This is a genomic window from Aliiroseovarius sp. CAU 1755, from assembly GCF_054482655.1.
In genome coordinates this window covers 1,296,388-1,312,237 of sequence record NZ_JBTLRH010000001.1, presented here as the reverse complement: position 1 = coordinate 1,312,237, position 15,850 = coordinate 1,296,388, and the positions used below count along the sequence as shown (strand labels likewise).

General features: G+C 58.5%; 14 protein-coding genes. 5 read left to right on the top strand and 9 right to left on the bottom strand.

Annotated features, from left to right (window positions below; genetic code table 11):
• On the top strand, positions 1-1,092 hold the full coding sequence (locus ACXYMP_RS06555) for a glycosyltransferase family 4 protein (protein ID WP_458905121.1): 1,092 nt from the start codon (positions 1-3) through the stop codon (positions 1,090-1,092).
• On the opposite strand, the gene ACXYMP_RS06550 is transcribed toward ACXYMP_RS06555, so the two are convergent.
• Both ACXYMP_RS06550 and ACXYMP_RS06545 read right to left on the bottom strand, forming a co-directional pair.
• Entirely contained in the window at positions 1,081-1,737 is a 657-nt protein-coding gene (locus tag ACXYMP_RS06550; RefSeq protein ID WP_458905119.1) for an HAD family hydrolase, read from the bottom strand. The two genes, ACXYMP_RS06555 and ACXYMP_RS06550, sit on opposite strands and share 12 nt — an antisense overlap.
• A gap of 6 nt (positions 1,738-1,743) precedes the next feature.
• Positions 1,744-2,715 (bottom strand): ATP-grasp domain-containing protein, encoded by a 972-nt coding sequence (locus ACXYMP_RS06545; RefSeq protein WP_298569851.1) that lies wholly within the window; start codon positions 2,713-2,715, stop codon positions 1,744-1,746.
• 338 nt (positions 2,716-3,053) lie between these two features.
• On the opposite strand from ACXYMP_RS06545, the gene ACXYMP_RS06540 reads away from it, so the two are divergent.
• Genes ACXYMP_RS06540 through ACXYMP_RS06525 form a run of 4 tightly spaced genes read left to right on the top strand, consistent with a single transcriptional unit; the run spans position 3,054 to position 6,850 of the window.
• A complete protein-coding gene (locus tag ACXYMP_RS06540; protein ID WP_298569853.1) occupies positions 3,054-3,458 on the top strand; it encodes an SxtJ family membrane protein in 405 nt (134 codons plus the stop codon).
• Positions 3,459-3,485: 27 nt separating this feature from the next.
• Positions 3,486-3,635, top strand: a complete 150-nt coding sequence (locus ACXYMP_RS06535; RefSeq protein ID WP_298569855.1) for a DUF5989 family protein — start codon at positions 3,486-3,488, stop codon at positions 3,633-3,635.
• A 3-nt stretch (positions 3,636-3,638) separates the two neighbouring features.
• A complete protein-coding gene (locus ACXYMP_RS06530) occupies positions 3,639-5,474 on the top strand; it encodes a carbamoyltransferase family protein (protein WP_458905116.1) in 1,836 nt (611 codons plus the stop codon).
• Positions 5,475-5,527: 53 nt separating this feature from the next.
• Positions 5,528-6,850 carry a GDSL-type esterase/lipase family protein gene (locus ACXYMP_RS06525; RefSeq protein WP_458905114.1) on the top strand — a complete coding sequence of 441 codons (1,323 nt, stop codon included), beginning with the start codon at positions 5,528-5,530 and terminating at the stop codon, positions 6,848-6,850.
• A 70-nt stretch (positions 6,851-6,920) separates the two neighbouring features.
• Here ACXYMP_RS06525 and ACXYMP_RS06520 read toward each other — a convergent pair whose 3' ends face one another.
• The 7 genes from ACXYMP_RS06520 to ACXYMP_RS06490 form a co-directional block, all read right to left on the bottom strand.
• Positions 6,921-9,434, bottom strand: a complete 2,514-nt coding sequence (locus ACXYMP_RS06520; protein ID WP_458905112.1) for a cation:proton antiporter — start codon at positions 9,432-9,434, stop codon at positions 6,921-6,923.
• A 155-nt stretch (positions 9,435-9,589) separates the two neighbouring features.
• Positions 9,590-9,979 (bottom strand): monovalent cation/H(+) antiporter subunit G, encoded by a 390-nt coding sequence (gene mnhG / locus ACXYMP_RS06515; protein WP_298569864.1) that lies wholly within the window; start codon positions 9,977-9,979, stop codon positions 9,590-9,592.
• Positions 9,976-10,263, bottom strand: a complete 288-nt coding sequence (locus ACXYMP_RS06510) for a K+/H+ antiporter subunit F (protein WP_298569865.1) — start codon at positions 10,261-10,263, stop codon at positions 9,976-9,978. Before ACXYMP_RS06510 ends, mnhG begins: the two co-directional genes overlap by 4 nt.
• Positions 10,260-10,760, bottom strand: a complete 501-nt coding sequence (locus ACXYMP_RS06505) for a Na+/H+ antiporter subunit E (protein ID WP_298569867.1) — start codon at positions 10,758-10,760, stop codon at positions 10,260-10,262. Before ACXYMP_RS06505 ends, ACXYMP_RS06510 begins: the two co-directional genes overlap by 4 nt.
• 1 nt (position 10,761) lies before the next feature.
• On the bottom strand, positions 10,762-12,303 hold the full coding sequence (locus tag ACXYMP_RS06500) for a monovalent cation/H+ antiporter subunit D (protein WP_298569869.1): 1,542 nt from the start codon (positions 12,301-12,303) through the stop codon (positions 10,762-10,764).
• A complete protein-coding gene (locus tag ACXYMP_RS06495; RefSeq protein WP_298569871.1) occupies positions 12,300-12,668 on the bottom strand; it encodes a Na+/H+ antiporter subunit C in 369 nt (122 codons plus the stop codon). The genes ACXYMP_RS06500 and ACXYMP_RS06495 overlap by 4 nt, the downstream gene beginning before the upstream one ends.
• Position 12,669: 1 nt before the next feature.
• The gene (locus ACXYMP_RS06490) at positions 12,670-15,549 is read right to left on the bottom strand and encodes a monovalent cation/H+ antiporter subunit A (RefSeq protein ID WP_458905108.1); all 2,880 of its coding nucleotides are present in this window, start codon (positions 15,547-15,549) and stop codon (positions 12,670-12,672) included.
• Between the last annotated feature and the right edge of the window lie 301 nt (positions 15,550-15,850).

Here is a 15,850-nt window from a genome sequence, read left to right as displayed (position 1 = left end):
ATGCGCTTGCTGTTGATACATGGAGGGTTCGGGGCCGGAGGCGCTGAAAAGATCGTTAGCATGATTGCGACGCACCGTTTGGAGATGGGCGACGAGGTTTCTGTGCTCGGGTTCGATATGCCCGATGGCGGCTCTTATTTTCCTTACCCCGAGACGGCGAAACTGATCGTTGCGAAACAGGGTTCAGGTCTGGCGCCGCTGTCCAAACTGCAAAGCATTCAACACGCCATCAGGCAGTCGAAACCGGATCTTGTGCTGTCGTTTCTGACCAAGATCAATGTGCTGTCCTTGTTGGCCGCCATGCGGGGGGGACCACCGGTTGTCATCTCGGAACGCAACAACCCGCGGGCGCAGAAAGCGAACCCTGTCTGGCGACATGCGCAGAATGTTCTGGCCCGACGCGCTGCGGCCGTGGTGATGCAAACCGAACGGGCGAGGTGCGACCTACCGCGCGCGATCGCCAATCGGGCGACGGTGATCCCCAACCCCTGCGCGCCCTACACCAACCTGACCGTGGCACCTGACGCCAACGGGCTTCGGCTTGCAGCTGTCGGAAGGCTGGACCAGCAAAAAGGCTTTGATCTTTTGCTGAAAGCAATGCCAGCGGTGCGCGACACCTATCCCAAAGTCCGGTTGACGATCCAGGGTGAAGGGCCAGAACGTCCGCGCCTCGAGGCATTGCGAGACAAGCTCGGGCTGGCTGAAATCGTGTCACTGCCCGGTGCAAGCCCCGCCCCCGGCGCATGGTTGCAAACGGCAGATATACTTGTTGTCCCGTCCCGGTTCGAGGGGTTCCCCAACGTTATCGCCGAGGCTGCCGTATCAGGCCTGCCCGTCATCGCATTCGATTGCGACTATGGACCACGCGAGATCATCACAGACGGGAAAAACGGGCTGTTGGTGGAGCCGAACGACATTCCTGCCCTGTCACGCAGCATTCTGCGCTTGATTGGAGATCCAGCGTTGCGCGCGCAGATGGCGAAAGCCAGTGGACCGACGCACGCGGCATTGGCCCCCGATCAGGTTCTGGGCACGTGGGATCAGGTGATTGGGAGCGCCATGAAAGAAGAAACCCAGTTGCTAGATGCTTGAAATCAGCGCGTCCAGCTTATCAAGACTGGTGATCCTGACGGCGGCTGCGTGTTCCTCATCAGGCGCGTTGGGGGCGTGGACACCGCCGGGGCGTTCGATCTGCACCGTCAACCAGTCGCGCGCCTTGGGGGTCACGAAATCCTTGGCGGGGTTATCGGCCACATAGACCATCTGTTGGTGGTCCGCCGCCAGACGTTCCATCAGTTCATAAGCGCGAGGGTGAGGTTTGCCATAGCCCTCTGGCCAGGCGCCGGTCGGGCAAAGGTGTTCGATCAGGCGGTCCACCCCCAACGCGGCGATCTTGGCGCGTTGCATCGGCTCTGGCCCATCCGTGATCAGGCCAAACGGCCCTTGATGGGTCTGCAAAAAACGCTGCGCATCAGGGCAAAGTTCTATCCTTGGCGGGTGATTTCGGTATTCATCAACGAGCTCGGCAATAAGCTCGACCGTGTCTTCAATACCAAGATGCGCACAGGCGCGGTTGAATATGCGGCGGCGCTCACCCGATTTGAACAAATGTTCGCAGGTTCTGCCAAACCCGTTTCGGCCCACCCGCGAACGCATCCATCCTTCCAGATGATCATATCCGCTGAACGCGAAATCCCGTTCCAAATAAAGGGTATCGTCCAAGTCGAATACCAGCATCAGACACTAACCTTGATAGACCGCGCTGTCATAACGTAGCATCAAAACGTCGTCGCGCCAGTCATCATTGGCGCTTTGTGGCAAGTCGTTCACCTCTTCCAGCAGCCATTGCGCGAACGGCGCACCAGCGTGATCTGCCAACGGATAGCCGCCGCCGAAGCGCGCGTTGATCTCGATGACTTTCGGTCCGCGATCAGGGTCATCAATCACCTGAAAACACGCGACACCCCGCAAGCCCGGCAAGGCTTTTGCGATCCCTTCTGCGATGCCGCGCAGATCATCGCGGCGCACTGTGCGACCCTTTTCAACCTCGCCCGCACGAATGCGCATTCTCAGGTGAGGCACAACACACCGCAGGACACCTGCCTTGTCCACGAACATATTGATCGTGTATTCCGGCCCGTTCAGGCAATCCTGAAAGATCATCGGTTCATCGAACTGCGCGGGCACATCTTCGGGGCGGTTGAAAACCTCTAGCCCGCGACTGGCGCTACCACCGCTGGGCTTGGCAAAGACGGGCCAATCCAGAAGGGTCGGATCGGCAGCGATCTGATCCTGCCCGAAGGTGCGCGGCACAGGCACGCCCGCTGCCGCAAGCACCTGAGACGTCCGCGCCTTGTCACGTGCCGTTTCGATCACCGAAATGTCCGAGATATGAACCCGCGCGCCGATCTTTTCAAACTCAGCCGAGGCATGCGCCAACGGCAGCAATTCCGGGTCGATGGTTGGCACGACAAGTGACACCTCGAACCGGCGCGCCGCTGCAAGCACTGCGTCCACATAGCCCGGGTCGTCGCAGCGCGGCACCTTCAATGCCACATCGGCAAGCGCACATGCAGCGCTGTTGTCAGGGTCTAGATCACAGGCAACAATGCGCAGGTCCAGCGACAGTCGCTCAGAGGCTTGTCGGAAAGCTTGCAGCAAACCCACGCGTCGGCCCGCAGAACAAATTAGAATTGTGCAAGTTGCGCGCGCCATGGCGGTCTCCTGAAAAGATGCGCAGAACGCGCTTTGGAAAATTCACCCCAGCCCCGGAGGTTGGAAAACGTAAAGTCTATGAGGCGACCATAGCGAAGTCATCGCGGCCATCCAAGGACAAGAAACGACGGCCCTTTTTCGCCAAATACCGGGGCCGCGCCGCGCAAGCGAACATCCCGCACCCCAGTGCGGATAATAATCGCAAAGACCTGCCTAAGTCTTTGAAGATATTCAGTGAGGCGGGTCGAAAATTGCTCGACTCTGCGCCCCTCACCCGGTTAATCTTTGCCAAGGTTATTTCTGTGCGAATTGGCAAAACTTATTGAGGAGACTTTGAGGTGTCCGAACTTATATCCAAGACCGAGATCAAGATGGGGTCCGAGCGCAACTTCGGCTTCGTTTTCGGTGGCGTTTTCGGCCTTTTGGCACTTTTCTCTCTTTGGCGCGGCGGGTCGTTTTGGGTTCCTGCACTGATCATATCGGGCGTCTGCCTTGGGGCAGCCCTGATCATGCCATCGCTGTTGCGCACTCCAAACCGTTTGTGGTTCAAATTTGGGCTGATGCTGCATGCCATCTTTTCACCAATTATCATGTTTATGGTGTATCTGGTGGCGTTCGTGCCAATCGGTCTGGTGTTTCGTCTGACGGGAAAAGATCCGCTGCACAGGACTTTTGAACCCGAAGCGGAAAGCTATTGGACGCCTCGCGCCTCGGCGCCGGAAAGCATGAAACGACAGTTTTGAACTGATCGCGAATAAGGAAAATATACGATGTCATTTCTTAAGGAACTATGGGCGTTCATGCGCGAACGGCGGAAATTCTGGCTGGTTCCGGTTTTCATTATTCTGCTGATCTTCGGTGGCTTGGTGGTCCTTTCGCAAGGTTCAGCCATTGCCCCCTTCCTGTATCCGTTGTTCTGATCAATGACTTATATTCTAGGCATTTCAGCCCTTTACCACGATAGCGCTGCGGCACTTTTGCACGATGGCAACCTTGTTGCCGCCGCTCAGGAAGAACGGTTCACGCGAAACAAGCATGACGCGTCATACCCAGAACATGCTGTGAAGTATGTTCTGGACGCCGCCGGCATCACCTTGGCCGATGTGGACCATGTGGCGTTTTACGACAAACCTTTCCTGAAATTCGAACGGCTCTTGGAAACGTATCTGGCGACCGTTCCGCGCGGGTTTTCGTCGTTCCGGGTGGCTATGCCGATCTGGCTGAAGGAAAAACTTTTCCTCAAGCGGTTGCTGTTGGACGAGCTGAAGAAGCTGGACCCTGACTTCGATCTTGATCGGCTGTTGTTCGCAGAACACCACATCAGCCACGCCGCAAGCGCTTTTTACCCGTCACCCTATGACGAAGCGATCGTTCTGACCGTTGACGGGGTGGGCGAATGGGCCACGACAACATTGGGCATCGGGCGCGGCAACTCCCTTGAAATCGTGAAGGAAATTCATTTCCCCCACTCGCTGGGACTGCTGTATTCTGCGTTCACGCACTACACAGGGTTCAAGGTAAATTCTGGCGAATACAAGGTCATGGGTCTGGCCCCCTACGGAGAGCCGAAGTTCAAAGATCTGATCCTCGACAAATTGGTTGACCTGAAAGAGGACGGCTCTTTTCGATTGGACCAAACCTACTTCAATTATGCCGCTGGCCTGACAATGACCAACCAGGCCTTTGCCGACCTGTTTGGCGAACCCCATCGCGAGGCTGACAAAGATCAGCTGACCCAGTTTCACATGGATGTAGCGGCTTCGGTTCAGGCAGTGACCGAGGAAATTGTCTTGCGGATGACCCGCGCCGCAGCCAAGGAATACGGTATTCCCAACCTTTGCATGGCCGGTGGTGTCGCGCTGAATTGCGTGGCCAACGGGAAAATTTTGCGTGATGGCGCATTTGAAAACCTGTGGGTGCAACCGGCAGCAGGCGATGCCGGTGGTGCCGTTGGCGCGGCTTATGCCGCGTGGCATCAGGAACTGGAACAACCGCGCCCATCGCGCACGACAGATCAGATGCAGGGCTCCTATCTGGGCCCGGTCCACGACACCACATCGATCCAGGCCGATCTTGACCGACTGGGCGCGAAATATGAGATCCTGACACAAGACGAAATGATCGAACAGACTGCGCAAGCCATCGCCAACGGCAAAGCCATCGGATGGTTCCAAGGGCGGATGGAATTCGGTCCGCGTGCTTTGGGTGGCCGGTCGATCCTTGGTGATCCCCGCTCGGAAAGCATGCAGAAAACGCTGAACCTAAAGGTCAAGTATCGCGAAAGCTTCCGCCCCTTCGCACCGTCGATCCTGCGCGAGGATGTCTCAGATTGGTTCGACCTGTCCGACGACAGCCCCTACATGCTGATCGTCGCGGATGTCGTTGAAAGCAAAAGAAAAGACATGACCGAAGCCGAGCAAGCCTTGTTCGGAATCGAGAAGCTGAATGTGCCTCGTTCGGACATTCCGGCGGTGACCCATGTCGATTATTCGGCTCGCGTCCAGACCGTGCATGAAGACACCAACCCGCTGTATCACCGCTTGATATCGCGTTTCAAAGAGCTGACGGGCTGCCCCATCGTGGTCAACACGTCGTTCAATGTTCGTGGGGAGCCGATCGTCTGCACGCCCGAAGACGCCTTCAGGTGCTTCATGGGCACAGAGCTTGACGTGCTTTCAATCGGAAACCTAATCTTGCGCAAACCCGAGCAGGACCCTGCGTTGCAGGAAGACTATACGACGAAATACGAACTCGACTGACGACGCCGGCAAACGAACACAGGGCACACATCTGAACCTGAGGGCCGAAGAAAATGGCGAAAAGCAAAACCGATCGTATTGGCTTCATTCTGTGCGTATTGGTCGCTGCTTATTTCCTGTTTGCAGTCGCCTATGCGCTGGTGAACGCTCATAACTATGCGACGGATTTGCCACGGCAACTGAGATACGTCGTTGGCCCCGGACTGATCGGGGTCGGCATGCTGCTTGCGGGCCTTTTCCTGCGACCCGAGAAGCGGCTGTTGGCTGGGATTTATGCCGCGTCTGTCCTGTTCGCGTTGTTCCTGTTCGAAGCCGTTCTGACGGTGAAATCCGTTCGCGGCTCTGTGGGGTTGGCCGGTTATATCAAAGGCGCATCCAACGACTACGAACGGTTCAGAAACGCGATACCGCCCTCCTACACCATACAGGCCCTGAACCGAAAACTGGCTGTGCCAGAGCTGTCTGGCGCCCTATTGTCGGGCATCCCAAACGAAGAAGTGCTGCTGTGCACCCGCGACAATGAACCCGTGTCGTATGTTTCTGACCGGTTCGGCTTCAGAAATCCTGACGCGGTCTATGGTCAGGACATCGAGCTTTTGTTGCTGGGCGATTCCTTTACCGAAGGTATTTGCCTGCCAGATGGTTCAGACATCGCCAGCCAGATCCGGGCCGCTTATCCCGCCACGGTGAATACCGGCACGCGCGGTGCTGGCCCAGTGTTTGAACTGGCTGTGTTGCGGCGCTGGGGTCCCGCGTTTCGGCCAAAGAATGTCGTCATGCTGTTTTTCGAAGGCAATGACTGGCAGAACCTGAACAGCGAATTGAAAAAACCCTCGCTGCAAGGTGTATTTGATCTGTCTACCCCTACCGGTCCGACGATGCCGGACCCGGCATTGGTCAAGCAGGCGCGTGGCGTCGTGTCAGACTGGTGGGAGGAAGACGCCCAGACGCTCAGCGGTTTTTTGGGGCGTCGGGCGTGGATGCGGAACTTCTTTGCCCTTCAGCAAACCGCATTGGTGCTGGGGCTTCATTACCCGCGCGCCACGACCGACCGGCCAGAGTATCTTGAAATACTGAAAACTGCCAAAACCGTGACCGAAGGTTGGGGTGGGTCGCTGAGCCTTGTCTATGTCCCGCAGGTCGACCGTTTCGTCGGCCTTCTGCCAAGTTCCGCGGCATACGAGGACTTGCGACAGCGCGTTGAGACCGCATCCAAAACGGCTGGCGTGCAGTTCATTGACCTGACACCAACGATCTATGGCAGCGATGTCCCGCGCGCGCTTTACGCCCCGGATTCGCATCTTAGCGAAGAAGGCGCTCGCATCGGGGCCCAGAAAATCATCGAAGCCCTGTCGCAAACTGCTGTCTCCGAATAAGTGCCTGCTGATGGTGCGCGTAAGCTCAGGGATGGATACCCCGCTGCGCCTCAGGCGGCCGTCGTGGCGTTCAGGTTTCTTTTGAGGGTTCCTTCAACACCACGTCAGGATCAATCCCGCGCAGTTCTGCGCTCGCCCTGACGGCCTTTCGCAGCGCCTTGCTTCTGGACAGCAGCGAACGAAACCGCGCCACATCCAACACAAGCAGCGTCGATGGCGCGATGGCACGCACTTCGGCGCGGGCGGCATTCTTCATCAGGATTGCGACCTGCCCAAACATCTCGCCCCGTCCAAGGCGCCATGTCTGCCCCCCGCTTTCCAGTTCCACCGCGCCTGACGCGATGAAGTAGACATTTCTGACCGTGCCATCCTTGTGAACAATGGTCTTTCCTTCATTGACGTAGCGGGGCCGCAACGCGCGCCCCAACCGCCTGAGCACGGGGTCGTCAAGATCCGCAAACAGCGGGAACTGCCGGACAAGCTCCATGCGTTGTAGCGCGATATCAAGCCGCGGGCGTGCTTCTGCCGCGTTGCGGCGGTCACCAAGGTCTTGCATCAGCACGGTAAAGACCTCGGCGCCGATGAGCCCGTCTTCGCGCATGGCGACATATTCGCGTTCCTCCAGTCGCAGGGCGGTGCGCCTGATGAAACGGCGTTCCAGTTCTTCTGCATAGCCGGGATATTGAAGGCGAAGCCCTTCCATCGCGGTTTCTACCGTCTCGATCCGCCGCGTAAGCAACCCTTGAAGCAACTCCGCAACCCGTCGCCCGTGGATGCGACGAATACGCCCTTCGATGAAGGCATCAAGGTCGCGCAGGATCAGCCCTTGCGACAACAGAAGTTCAAAGCGATCTGCCGTCATGCGGATCAAGGGCGCCGACACGCCTAATCTGCTGTGCAGTGCCAGCGCTGCCCGAAATGCACGCCCATAGGCAACAGAACGGCGAGTTGCGCGCTGATAGCCACTGCGCCCGCCTGTTCGTGTGGCTTCGATCAGCCGGTCGGCGTCGGACAGCGTTTTTTCTGCCATCCGTGCCGAGATCGTTCTTTCCCGCACACGGGCCAGGATCATGTCGCGTTCGTGCCCCGCCAGCGCGATCAATCCCAATGTGATCCTGTCGCGGTCAAGGATATCCACACGATCTTCGGCGACCCTGACGGCCTCCTCCAGGCGTTCGCCGAACGCCTTTGCTTCGGACCGCACGATATCGCGTGTGAGCTTGTAGTCCTCGGTGGTTCGCGCCACATCTTCGCGCACAGTTTGAAGCGCGACGGCAACGACCTGTCGAGACAGGGCTTCGTCGAGGGGTGAAAGCCGGTCCAGCCCAAGCCAGCCGATGACAGACCGAAGCGTTGTCCCCTGCACGACCAGCGTGAACAGTGTAAACCCCGTTGCAAGAATACCAACGAGGCGCTTGACCTCGACCGGAACACGGAAACTTTCGGTCACCGCAAGTGCCAGTGCCAGCGTGACCGCACCCCGCAGCCCGCCCCATAGGATTGCAACCCGGTAAGGGTGATCGACAGGCGGCGAGGCGCGCAAGAAGGTCAGCAAAGGCAACAGCCCGAACAAGATCACAGCACGCGCCGCAATCGCCGCAAGGATCACCACTCCGATCAGGGCGAAATCGCCTATCCTGACCTCTTCAAGCAGTCGCGGGATGAGCAATGCGGCCAAGATAAAGATCAGCGCGCCTGCCCAATGGGCCAGCAGGTCCCAAACCTCGCGCAGGTTGGCCCATGCTTGCGGTGGCAGGCGACCCGGCCCGGTAAGGTTCAACGTCAGTCCCGCCGCGACAACGGCGATCACCCCCGAAGCACCGATGCTTTGTTCCGCGCCGATATAAGCAAGATAAGGCAACGCGACCGACACCGATATCTGCGCCATTTCATGACGACCAAACATCGCCATTACCCAAATCGCGATGCGCGTTATCAGCCAACCCGTCAGCGCACCACCCGCGATCAGAACCGGAAAACGAGCCAGCGCGTCGCTTAGTAGAGGATCTTGCCCCCCCAGCGTCACAAACCCGATGAACAGTCCGAACAGGGCGATGGCGGCGGCGTCATTCAACAGGCTTTCGCCTTCGATGATCCGTGAAAGCCGGCGTGGTGCCGAAATCGAGCGGAAAATCGAAACCACGGCAGACGGGTCAGTTGTCGATACAATTGCGCCGATCAGCAGGCAGGCCGCAAGCGGCAGTGCGCTGGCCCATGACAGCGCATAGCCGACGCTGAGTGTCGCCACGACCACCGCGACGACCGCCAATACGAGGATTGGCACCCAGTCGTCCAGCATCCGTCGCAGGTTCATGCCCAGCGTCGCCTGAAACAGCAATGTCGGCAGAAAAACATAGAGGAAGACATTCGACCGGATCGGGAGGTTAAGGATCGCTCCGGCCACCGGGTTAAGCGCATCGGTCAAATCTGTGCGCAGAAAGAAGATCGCGCCCGACCCGATGAGAATGCCAAGAATGGCAAGGATCACGGTATAGGGAAGCCGCAAACGCGCCGCCAACGGCTCTGCCGCGCCGATCACAAGGAAAAGCGACGAGATAACAGCGGTGATCAGAACGATGTCCATAAAACGTGACTATCTGAACCGGTCAATCGTGGAAACAGGTCTGACGCAAAATACCATCAGGGACACGTGTGATGTGCGTCTGCTCAGAGGCGCTTGCATCGCCCGGCTTAAACCGCCCTTGCGGGGCCGCGCGATCCTGACCAGCCGAAACCGTCCTAGTCCTTCACCAAGGCTTCGACCTTCGACCCTGTGTCGGGCGAGCTAAGCGTAGACCACGTGTCATCGCGCAGCGGCGGAGGTGGCGTTTCACAAGACCGGCGGTGAATGCTGACCTTGGCGATGAAATTCGCAGAAATGGGCGCGGTGACAAACAGGAAGGCCATGATCAGGACTTCGTGCATCGATGTCTCCCCCAGGACGAACGTATGAATCATCGAGGCCAAAAGCAGCATTCCGATCCCCATTGTCCCAACTTTGGTCGGGGCGTGCAGGCGTGTCATGGGGTCATTGAATTTAAGCAATCCGATCATTCCCACCAGAACAAAAGCGGATCCGACCAGCAGGCTTAGCGCGACGACATATATTCCGATAATCTGTGCGGTCATTCGATAATGTCCCCCCGCAGCAGGAACCGTGCCAACGCGACGGTGGACACGAAGCCCAGCATGGCAATCAGCAGCGATATCTCAAAGAAGATCTGCGTTCCCAGATAGATACCCAGCAAGACTACCAAGCCCAAGGCGTTGATGACCATCGTGTCCAGCGCAAGGATACGGTCGCCGGGTGTGGGCCCAAGCACCAGCCGCACCATGGACAGGATTTGTCCAAGCGCAAGGGTCACGAAGGCGATGATGACGGCGATGTCCAGAAAGGCTGTTGCTGTCGTCATGAGAAAATCTCCTGCAAGCGGCGCTCGTAGCGGGTCTTGATATCGTCGCGCACCCCGTCAGGGTCGTCGGTGTGAAGCACATGCACAAGCAGGCTGTGACCTTCGTCCGACAGATCGGCGGACACAGTGCCCGGTGTCAGTGTGATCGTTCCCGCAAGCAAGGTGATCGCTTCGGGCTGGCGCAATTCCAGCGGAACCGCAATCCAAGCCGGTTTCAGCTTTGCGTTCGGCACGGTCAGGACAATCCACGCAACCTGCACATTGGCGACCAGAATATCCCAAAGCACGATGATGCTATAGGTCGTCATTTTGAACAGACGGAACCCTTTCGGCGTGTCCGGCCACCAAACCGACGTGCCCCATGGAATGATGATGCCAAGGATAAGCCCAAAGACCACCATTCCGGCAGAGACCTCATTTTGCAAAAGTGTCCAGACAATCGTTAGCAGAAGCGTCAGGAACGGGTGTGGCAGCAGCCAGAAAAATGCACGTGCCATGTCAATGATCCTCCTTCGGCTTGCTGAGCTTACCGGGTGTATCTACCACGGTCGAGATGTAGGGCGCTGGCGCGAAAAGCTGACCGGCGATGGTTGTCGCATAGCCATGCACCTGCCCTGCAAAGACCGTGTGACCGACCAGAAGCGCGATCAGCCCACCCACGGCGACATAAGACAAAGCCGCCGGTCGCGGCATTGGCGTGGCGTCGTCGGGCACCTCTATGCTGTGTGCTTTCCAAAACAGGACGCTGCCTGCGCGGGCAAAACCGATGATGCCGATCAAGCTCGATCCAAGCACGATCGCCCAGATCCAGACCACAAGATCGGTGTCATAGGCCGCATCCAGAACAAGCAGCTTACCCAAAAAGCCCGACAGGGGTGGCAAGCCTGCCATGGCGATCGCGCCGACAAAAAACAGACCCGCCGTCAGGGCGCTGCCAGCAACAGGCGGCTGCGCAGTCAGTTCCATATCGGCACGGCCCGTCCGCACCAGATCAGCGATCAGGAACAGCGCCGCGCCTGCAAGGGTCGAATGGATGATGTAATACAGCGCTGCCGCGATGCCGACCGGCGTGAACAGCGCGATCGAAACCATGACCATGCCCATCGACCCGATGATGGAAAACGCAACCAGCCGATCAAGACGTTTTGCGGCAAGCACGCCGACCATCCCAATGGCCAGCGACAGCATTGCTGCTGGCAGTAACCAATATTCGTGAAGGCCGGCGGTCACCTCCAGCTCTGGCGGGAAGATCATCGTGTAAACCCGGATGATCGCGTAAGCCCCGACCTTCGTCATGATCGCAAACAAGGCCGCAACGGGTGCAGGCGCCTCGGCATAGCTTGAAGGAAGCCAGAAGTGCAACGGCACCAGCGCCGCCTTGATCGCAAAGACCAATAGCAAAAGCACAGCCGCCACGCGGATACCCACCGTGTCTTCAGGGCCAATCATGGCAACGCGATTGGCTAGATCCGCCATATTCAATGTGCCGGTTTCGGCGTAGATCGACCCAAGTGCGAACAGAAACAGGGTCGAGCCGATCAGGTTGAACAGCACATATTGCACGCCCGCCCGCAGGCGCGCATTGCCACCTGCATGGATCATCAGACCGTATGAGGCGATCAAAAGCACCTCGAAGAACACGAACAGGTTGAACAGGTCGCCAGTCAGAAAAGCGCCCATGATCCCCATCAGTTGGAACTGGAAAAGCGCGTGGAAGTGCCACCCACGGGCGTCCCAGCCGGAGCCTATTGCGTAAAGAAGCACAAACAGCGCAAGCACCGCCGTCAACAGGACCATCATCGTGGACAACCTGTCGCCCACCAGAACGATGCCGAAAGGCGCGGCCCAGTCGCTGAGCTGATAAAGCACGATTGACCCGTCAGACGTTTGCCAGGCCAGCCCCGATGCAATGGCGATCAGCGCTATCACTCCGGCGACGGAAAAGGCGCGCTGTATGCCAATGTGATAGCGCGCCGCCAACACGATGAACGGCGCCAGCAGCGCTGGCAGAACGATAGGGGCGATAATCCAGTGGGTCATGATCCGCCTTCCGCAGTAATGTCCGCCGTGTCGTCCAAGGTCTCGGGCTGGTCATCCACATGGTCGTCATCGGACCCCAGATAGGCCCCAAGACCAATCATCACCACGACCGCGGTCATCCCGAACGAGATCACGATGGCGGTCAGCACCAACGCCTGCGGCAAGGGATCGGTATAGACGCTCACATCGTCACGCAGGATCGGTGGTGCCCCCACCGTCAGACGGCCTGAGGCGAAAAGAAACACATTGACCGCATAGGTCAGCAGCGACATTCCCATGATCACCGGGAACGTGCGCAAGCGCAGCATTAGATAAAGCCCACCAGCGGTCAGAATGCCGATGGCAGAGGCGACGAGCAATTCCATATCAGCCCCCTTCCGTTACAAATTTAGTCCCATCGGTCGGCGGGTCATCCCGTGACGGATCAATATCCATCGGATAATCGCTGTCGGGAACATGCGCGCGCCGTGCAAGCCGCGAGAAGCTTTCGAGCGACAGCATCACCGCGCCGACAACGGCAAGGAACACGCCCAGATCGAAAAGCGCCGCCGTGGCCAACTCGAACTTGTCGAATGGGGGGATGCGCACATAGGTGAAGGCCGAAGTCAGGAAGGGTTTGCCCGCGAACCAAGACCCGATCCCCGTAAGCCCGGCGATCAGAACCCCCGCCCCGATCACACCGTGATAAGGGTATCGCAGCCGCGCCGACGTCCAGGCAAAGCCGCTGGCCATATACTGCATCACCACGCCGATTGAGACGATGAGGCCTGCAATGAAGCCCCCTCCCGGTTCGTTATGGCCGCGCAGGAAGATGTAAAACCCGACCAGCAAGATCACCGGCATGATGACCCGTGTCAGCACGACCATCATCATCGGGTGCACGACGCCTGCCCGTGGCTGGTCGGGCTTGCGGTTCAAAAGCCGGGCGCGCACCGGGCCGCCCAGCAAGGTCTCGGTCAGTGCGTAAATCAGCAGCGCCGCGATGCCCAGCACGATAATCTCGCCGTACGTGTCAAAGCCCCGGAAGTCGACAAGGATCACGTTGACCACATTGGTGCCGCCGCCGCCCTTATAGGCATTCGCCAGATGGAACTCTGATATCGGCGTGTCAACCGCGTCGCGCAGAAGGTAGTAATAGGCCAGCCCAAAGCTCGCCAGCCCGCCGCCTATGGCCACGCCAACATCGCGCACCCGGCGCAACACAGTGCTTTCCACCGGCGTCTGGTTCGGCAGAAAGTTAAGTGCCAGAAGAAGCAGGATGATCGTCACCACCTCGACGGTGAATTGCGTCATGGCCAGGTCCGGCGCGCTGAAGAACACAAAGCCGATCGAGACCATGAGGCCGACAATGCCAATCAGCATCAGCGACAAGAACCGGTTGCGGTGCATCAGAACCATCCCGACAGTCGCCGCCACCAGCATCGCCCAACCCGCAATGGCCACAGGGGTCATGGGCTGCACCGCGCGGGTGGGTGCGCCCACCGTTCCCGTGTTCCACGCATGGAAACCGGCCACGACAATCGCGACGGTTCCAATGGCCGCATAGCGCGTGAACGCGCCATTGTGCAGCGGTAAGATCAGCGCGCGGGCCAGCCGCGCCACGGCCTCGACCAAGGCATCGAAGATATCCTTGGCCTCGGGGCGCGGTGTTGCATCCCACAGGCGCAGCGCCGGTTTGAAGACGGCGATCATCAGCAGACCACCCACAACGGCGATGATCGACATGAACAGCGCGGGCACCAATCCGTGCCAGATCTTGAAATGCGCCTTTGGCAGCACTGCCGCATCGCCCAGCACCGAGGCCGTGACCAGCTTCACAAACGGCTCTGCAAGGAAGGGGGCGACACCGATCACCACCACCAGCACGACAAGCAGCGCAGGCGGCAACCACATCCCCGCATTGGGGTCATGCGGTTTGGCGGGATAGTCGTCGCGCACGGGGCCAAGGAACACATGACCGATTAGCCGGAAGCAATACGCCGCTGAAAACAGAGACCCGAGAACCGCCAGTGCAGGCACCAGCCAAGGCGCGCCGAACAGCGTGGTATGGGCCGCTTCTTCCAGCATCATTTCCTTCGACAAGAACCCGTTCAGTAACGGTATCCCCGCCATGGACAGCGCCGCCAGCGTCACAATGACAAAGGTCACGGGCATCAGGCTGCGCAATCCGCCCAGACGCCGAATATCGCGGGTATGTGCTTCGTGGTCGATAATCCCGGCGGACATAAACAGCGCCGCCTTGAATGTCGCGTGGTTCAGGATGTGAAACACCGCCGCCATTGCGCCAAAGGCCGTGCCTGTGCCCAGAAGCATGGTGATCAGACCCAGATGGCTGACCGTTGAAAACGCCAAAAGCGCCTTCAGGTCGTGTTTGAACAGCGCGATCACCGCGCCCAGCACCATCGTCACCAACCCGGCGGAGGTGACAATCATGAACCATTCTGGCGTGCCAGACAGAACCGGCCACATCCGGGCCATCAGGAAAATACCCGCCTTCACCATGGTTGCCGAGTGCAGATAGGCCGACACCGGCGTCGGTGCGGCCATCGCGTGGGGCAGCCAGAAATGGAACGGGAATTGCGCCGATTTCGTGAAACAGCCCAGCAGAATCAGGATCAGCGCGGGCACATAGAGCGGGTCGGCCTGAATAAGGTCGCGACTTTGCAAGATCACACTCAGGTCATAGCTGCCCACGATCTGGCCCAATATCAGCATCCCACCGATCATCGACAAGCCGCCCGTGCCGGTGACCACCAAGGCCATGCGCGCGCCCTGTCGCCCTTCTGGCAAATGCTTCCAATAGCCGATCAGCAGGAAGGACGATAGCGACGTCAGCTCCCAAAACACCAATAAAAGCAGGATGTTATCGCTTAGGACAATACCCACCATCGCGCCCTGAAACAGCAGCAAATAGGTGAAAAACTCGCCCATATTGTCGTCGCGGCTCAGGTAATGGCGCGCATAGGCGATGATCAAAAGGCCAATGCCCAGGATCAGCAAGGCAAAGAAAAAGCCCAACCCATCCAGCATCAGCGTGAAGTTCAGCCCCAGCGACGGCATCCAGTCGACCCGTGCCATCACCACTTCGCCTGCAAGAACCGTTGGCAAGTTGGTCAACAAGCCCACGAATGCGGCAAGCGAGACCGTAAACGTAACGCCCGAACAGGCGGACCGGCCTGCGGCGTTCATCAGACCGGGAAGAAGGGCTCCGAAGAACGGAAGAGCGACGATAAAGAAGAGGGACACGGGAACTCCAGTAGCAATCAGTTGCACGACTTGAACATTGCTTCATCGGATTCACAATAGTCCAAGAAAAATTTTCGGCTGTGGGCATGAACTTCCGCCCCGTCAGACTGATCCGCCACAAGCGCCAAGACTGCCAAGTTTCAGGCGCTGGGTTCAGACATCACACGACCGACGAAATACCGCGGCAACGTCGCGCTGCGTCTTCTGTGCGGTCGCTGTCCTGCGTTGTCATGCCTTTGATCCGCGCAATGCCTTTTTTATGAAACCCGGCATCCCATGCGGCTTCACATCGCTCGCATAG

What these genes read in the sequence shown, in the direction of transcription:
- ACXYMP_RS06555 (WP_458905121.1), top strand. Translation starts at nt 1, where the DNA reads ATGCGCTTGCTGTTGATACATGGAGGGTTCGGGGCCGGAGGCGCTGAA.
- ACXYMP_RS06550 (WP_458905119.1), bottom strand. Translation starts at nt 1,737, where the DNA reads ATGCTGGTATTCGACTTGGACGATACCCTTTATTTGGAACGGGATTTC.
- ACXYMP_RS06545 (WP_298569851.1), bottom strand. Translation starts at nt 2,715, where the DNA reads ATGGCGCGCGCAACTTGCACAATTCTAATTTGTTCTGCGGGCCGACGC.
- ACXYMP_RS06535 (WP_298569855.1), top strand. Translation starts at nt 3,486, where the DNA reads ATGTCATTTCTTAAGGAACTATGGGCGTTCATGCGCGAACGGCGGAAA.
- ACXYMP_RS06530 (WP_458905116.1), top strand. Translation starts at nt 3,639, where the DNA reads ATGACTTATATTCTAGGCATTTCAGCCCTTTACCACGATAGCGCTGCG.
- ACXYMP_RS06525 (WP_458905114.1), top strand. Translation starts at nt 5,528, where the DNA reads ATGGCGAAAAGCAAAACCGATCGTATTGGCTTCATTCTGTGCGTATTG.
- ACXYMP_RS06520 (WP_458905112.1), bottom strand. Translation starts at nt 9,434, where the DNA reads ATGGACATCGTTCTGATCACCGCTGTTATCTCGTCGCTTTTCCTTGTG.
- mnhG (WP_298569864.1), bottom strand. Translation starts at nt 9,979, where the DNA reads ATGACCGCACAGATTATCGGAATATATGTCGTCGCGCTAAGCCTGCTG.
- ACXYMP_RS06510 (WP_298569865.1), bottom strand. Translation starts at nt 10,263, where the DNA reads ATGACGACAGCAACAGCCTTTCTGGACATCGCCGTCATCATCGCCTTC.
- ACXYMP_RS06505 (WP_298569867.1), bottom strand. Translation starts at nt 10,760, where the DNA reads ATGGCACGTGCATTTTTCTGGCTGCTGCCACACCCGTTCCTGACGCTT.
- ACXYMP_RS06500 (WP_298569869.1), bottom strand. Translation starts at nt 12,303, where the DNA reads ATGACCCACTGGATTATCGCCCCTATCGTTCTGCCAGCGCTGCTGGCG.
- ACXYMP_RS06495 (WP_298569871.1), bottom strand. Translation starts at nt 12,668, where the DNA reads ATGGAATTGCTCGTCGCCTCTGCCATCGGCATTCTGACCGCTGGTGGG.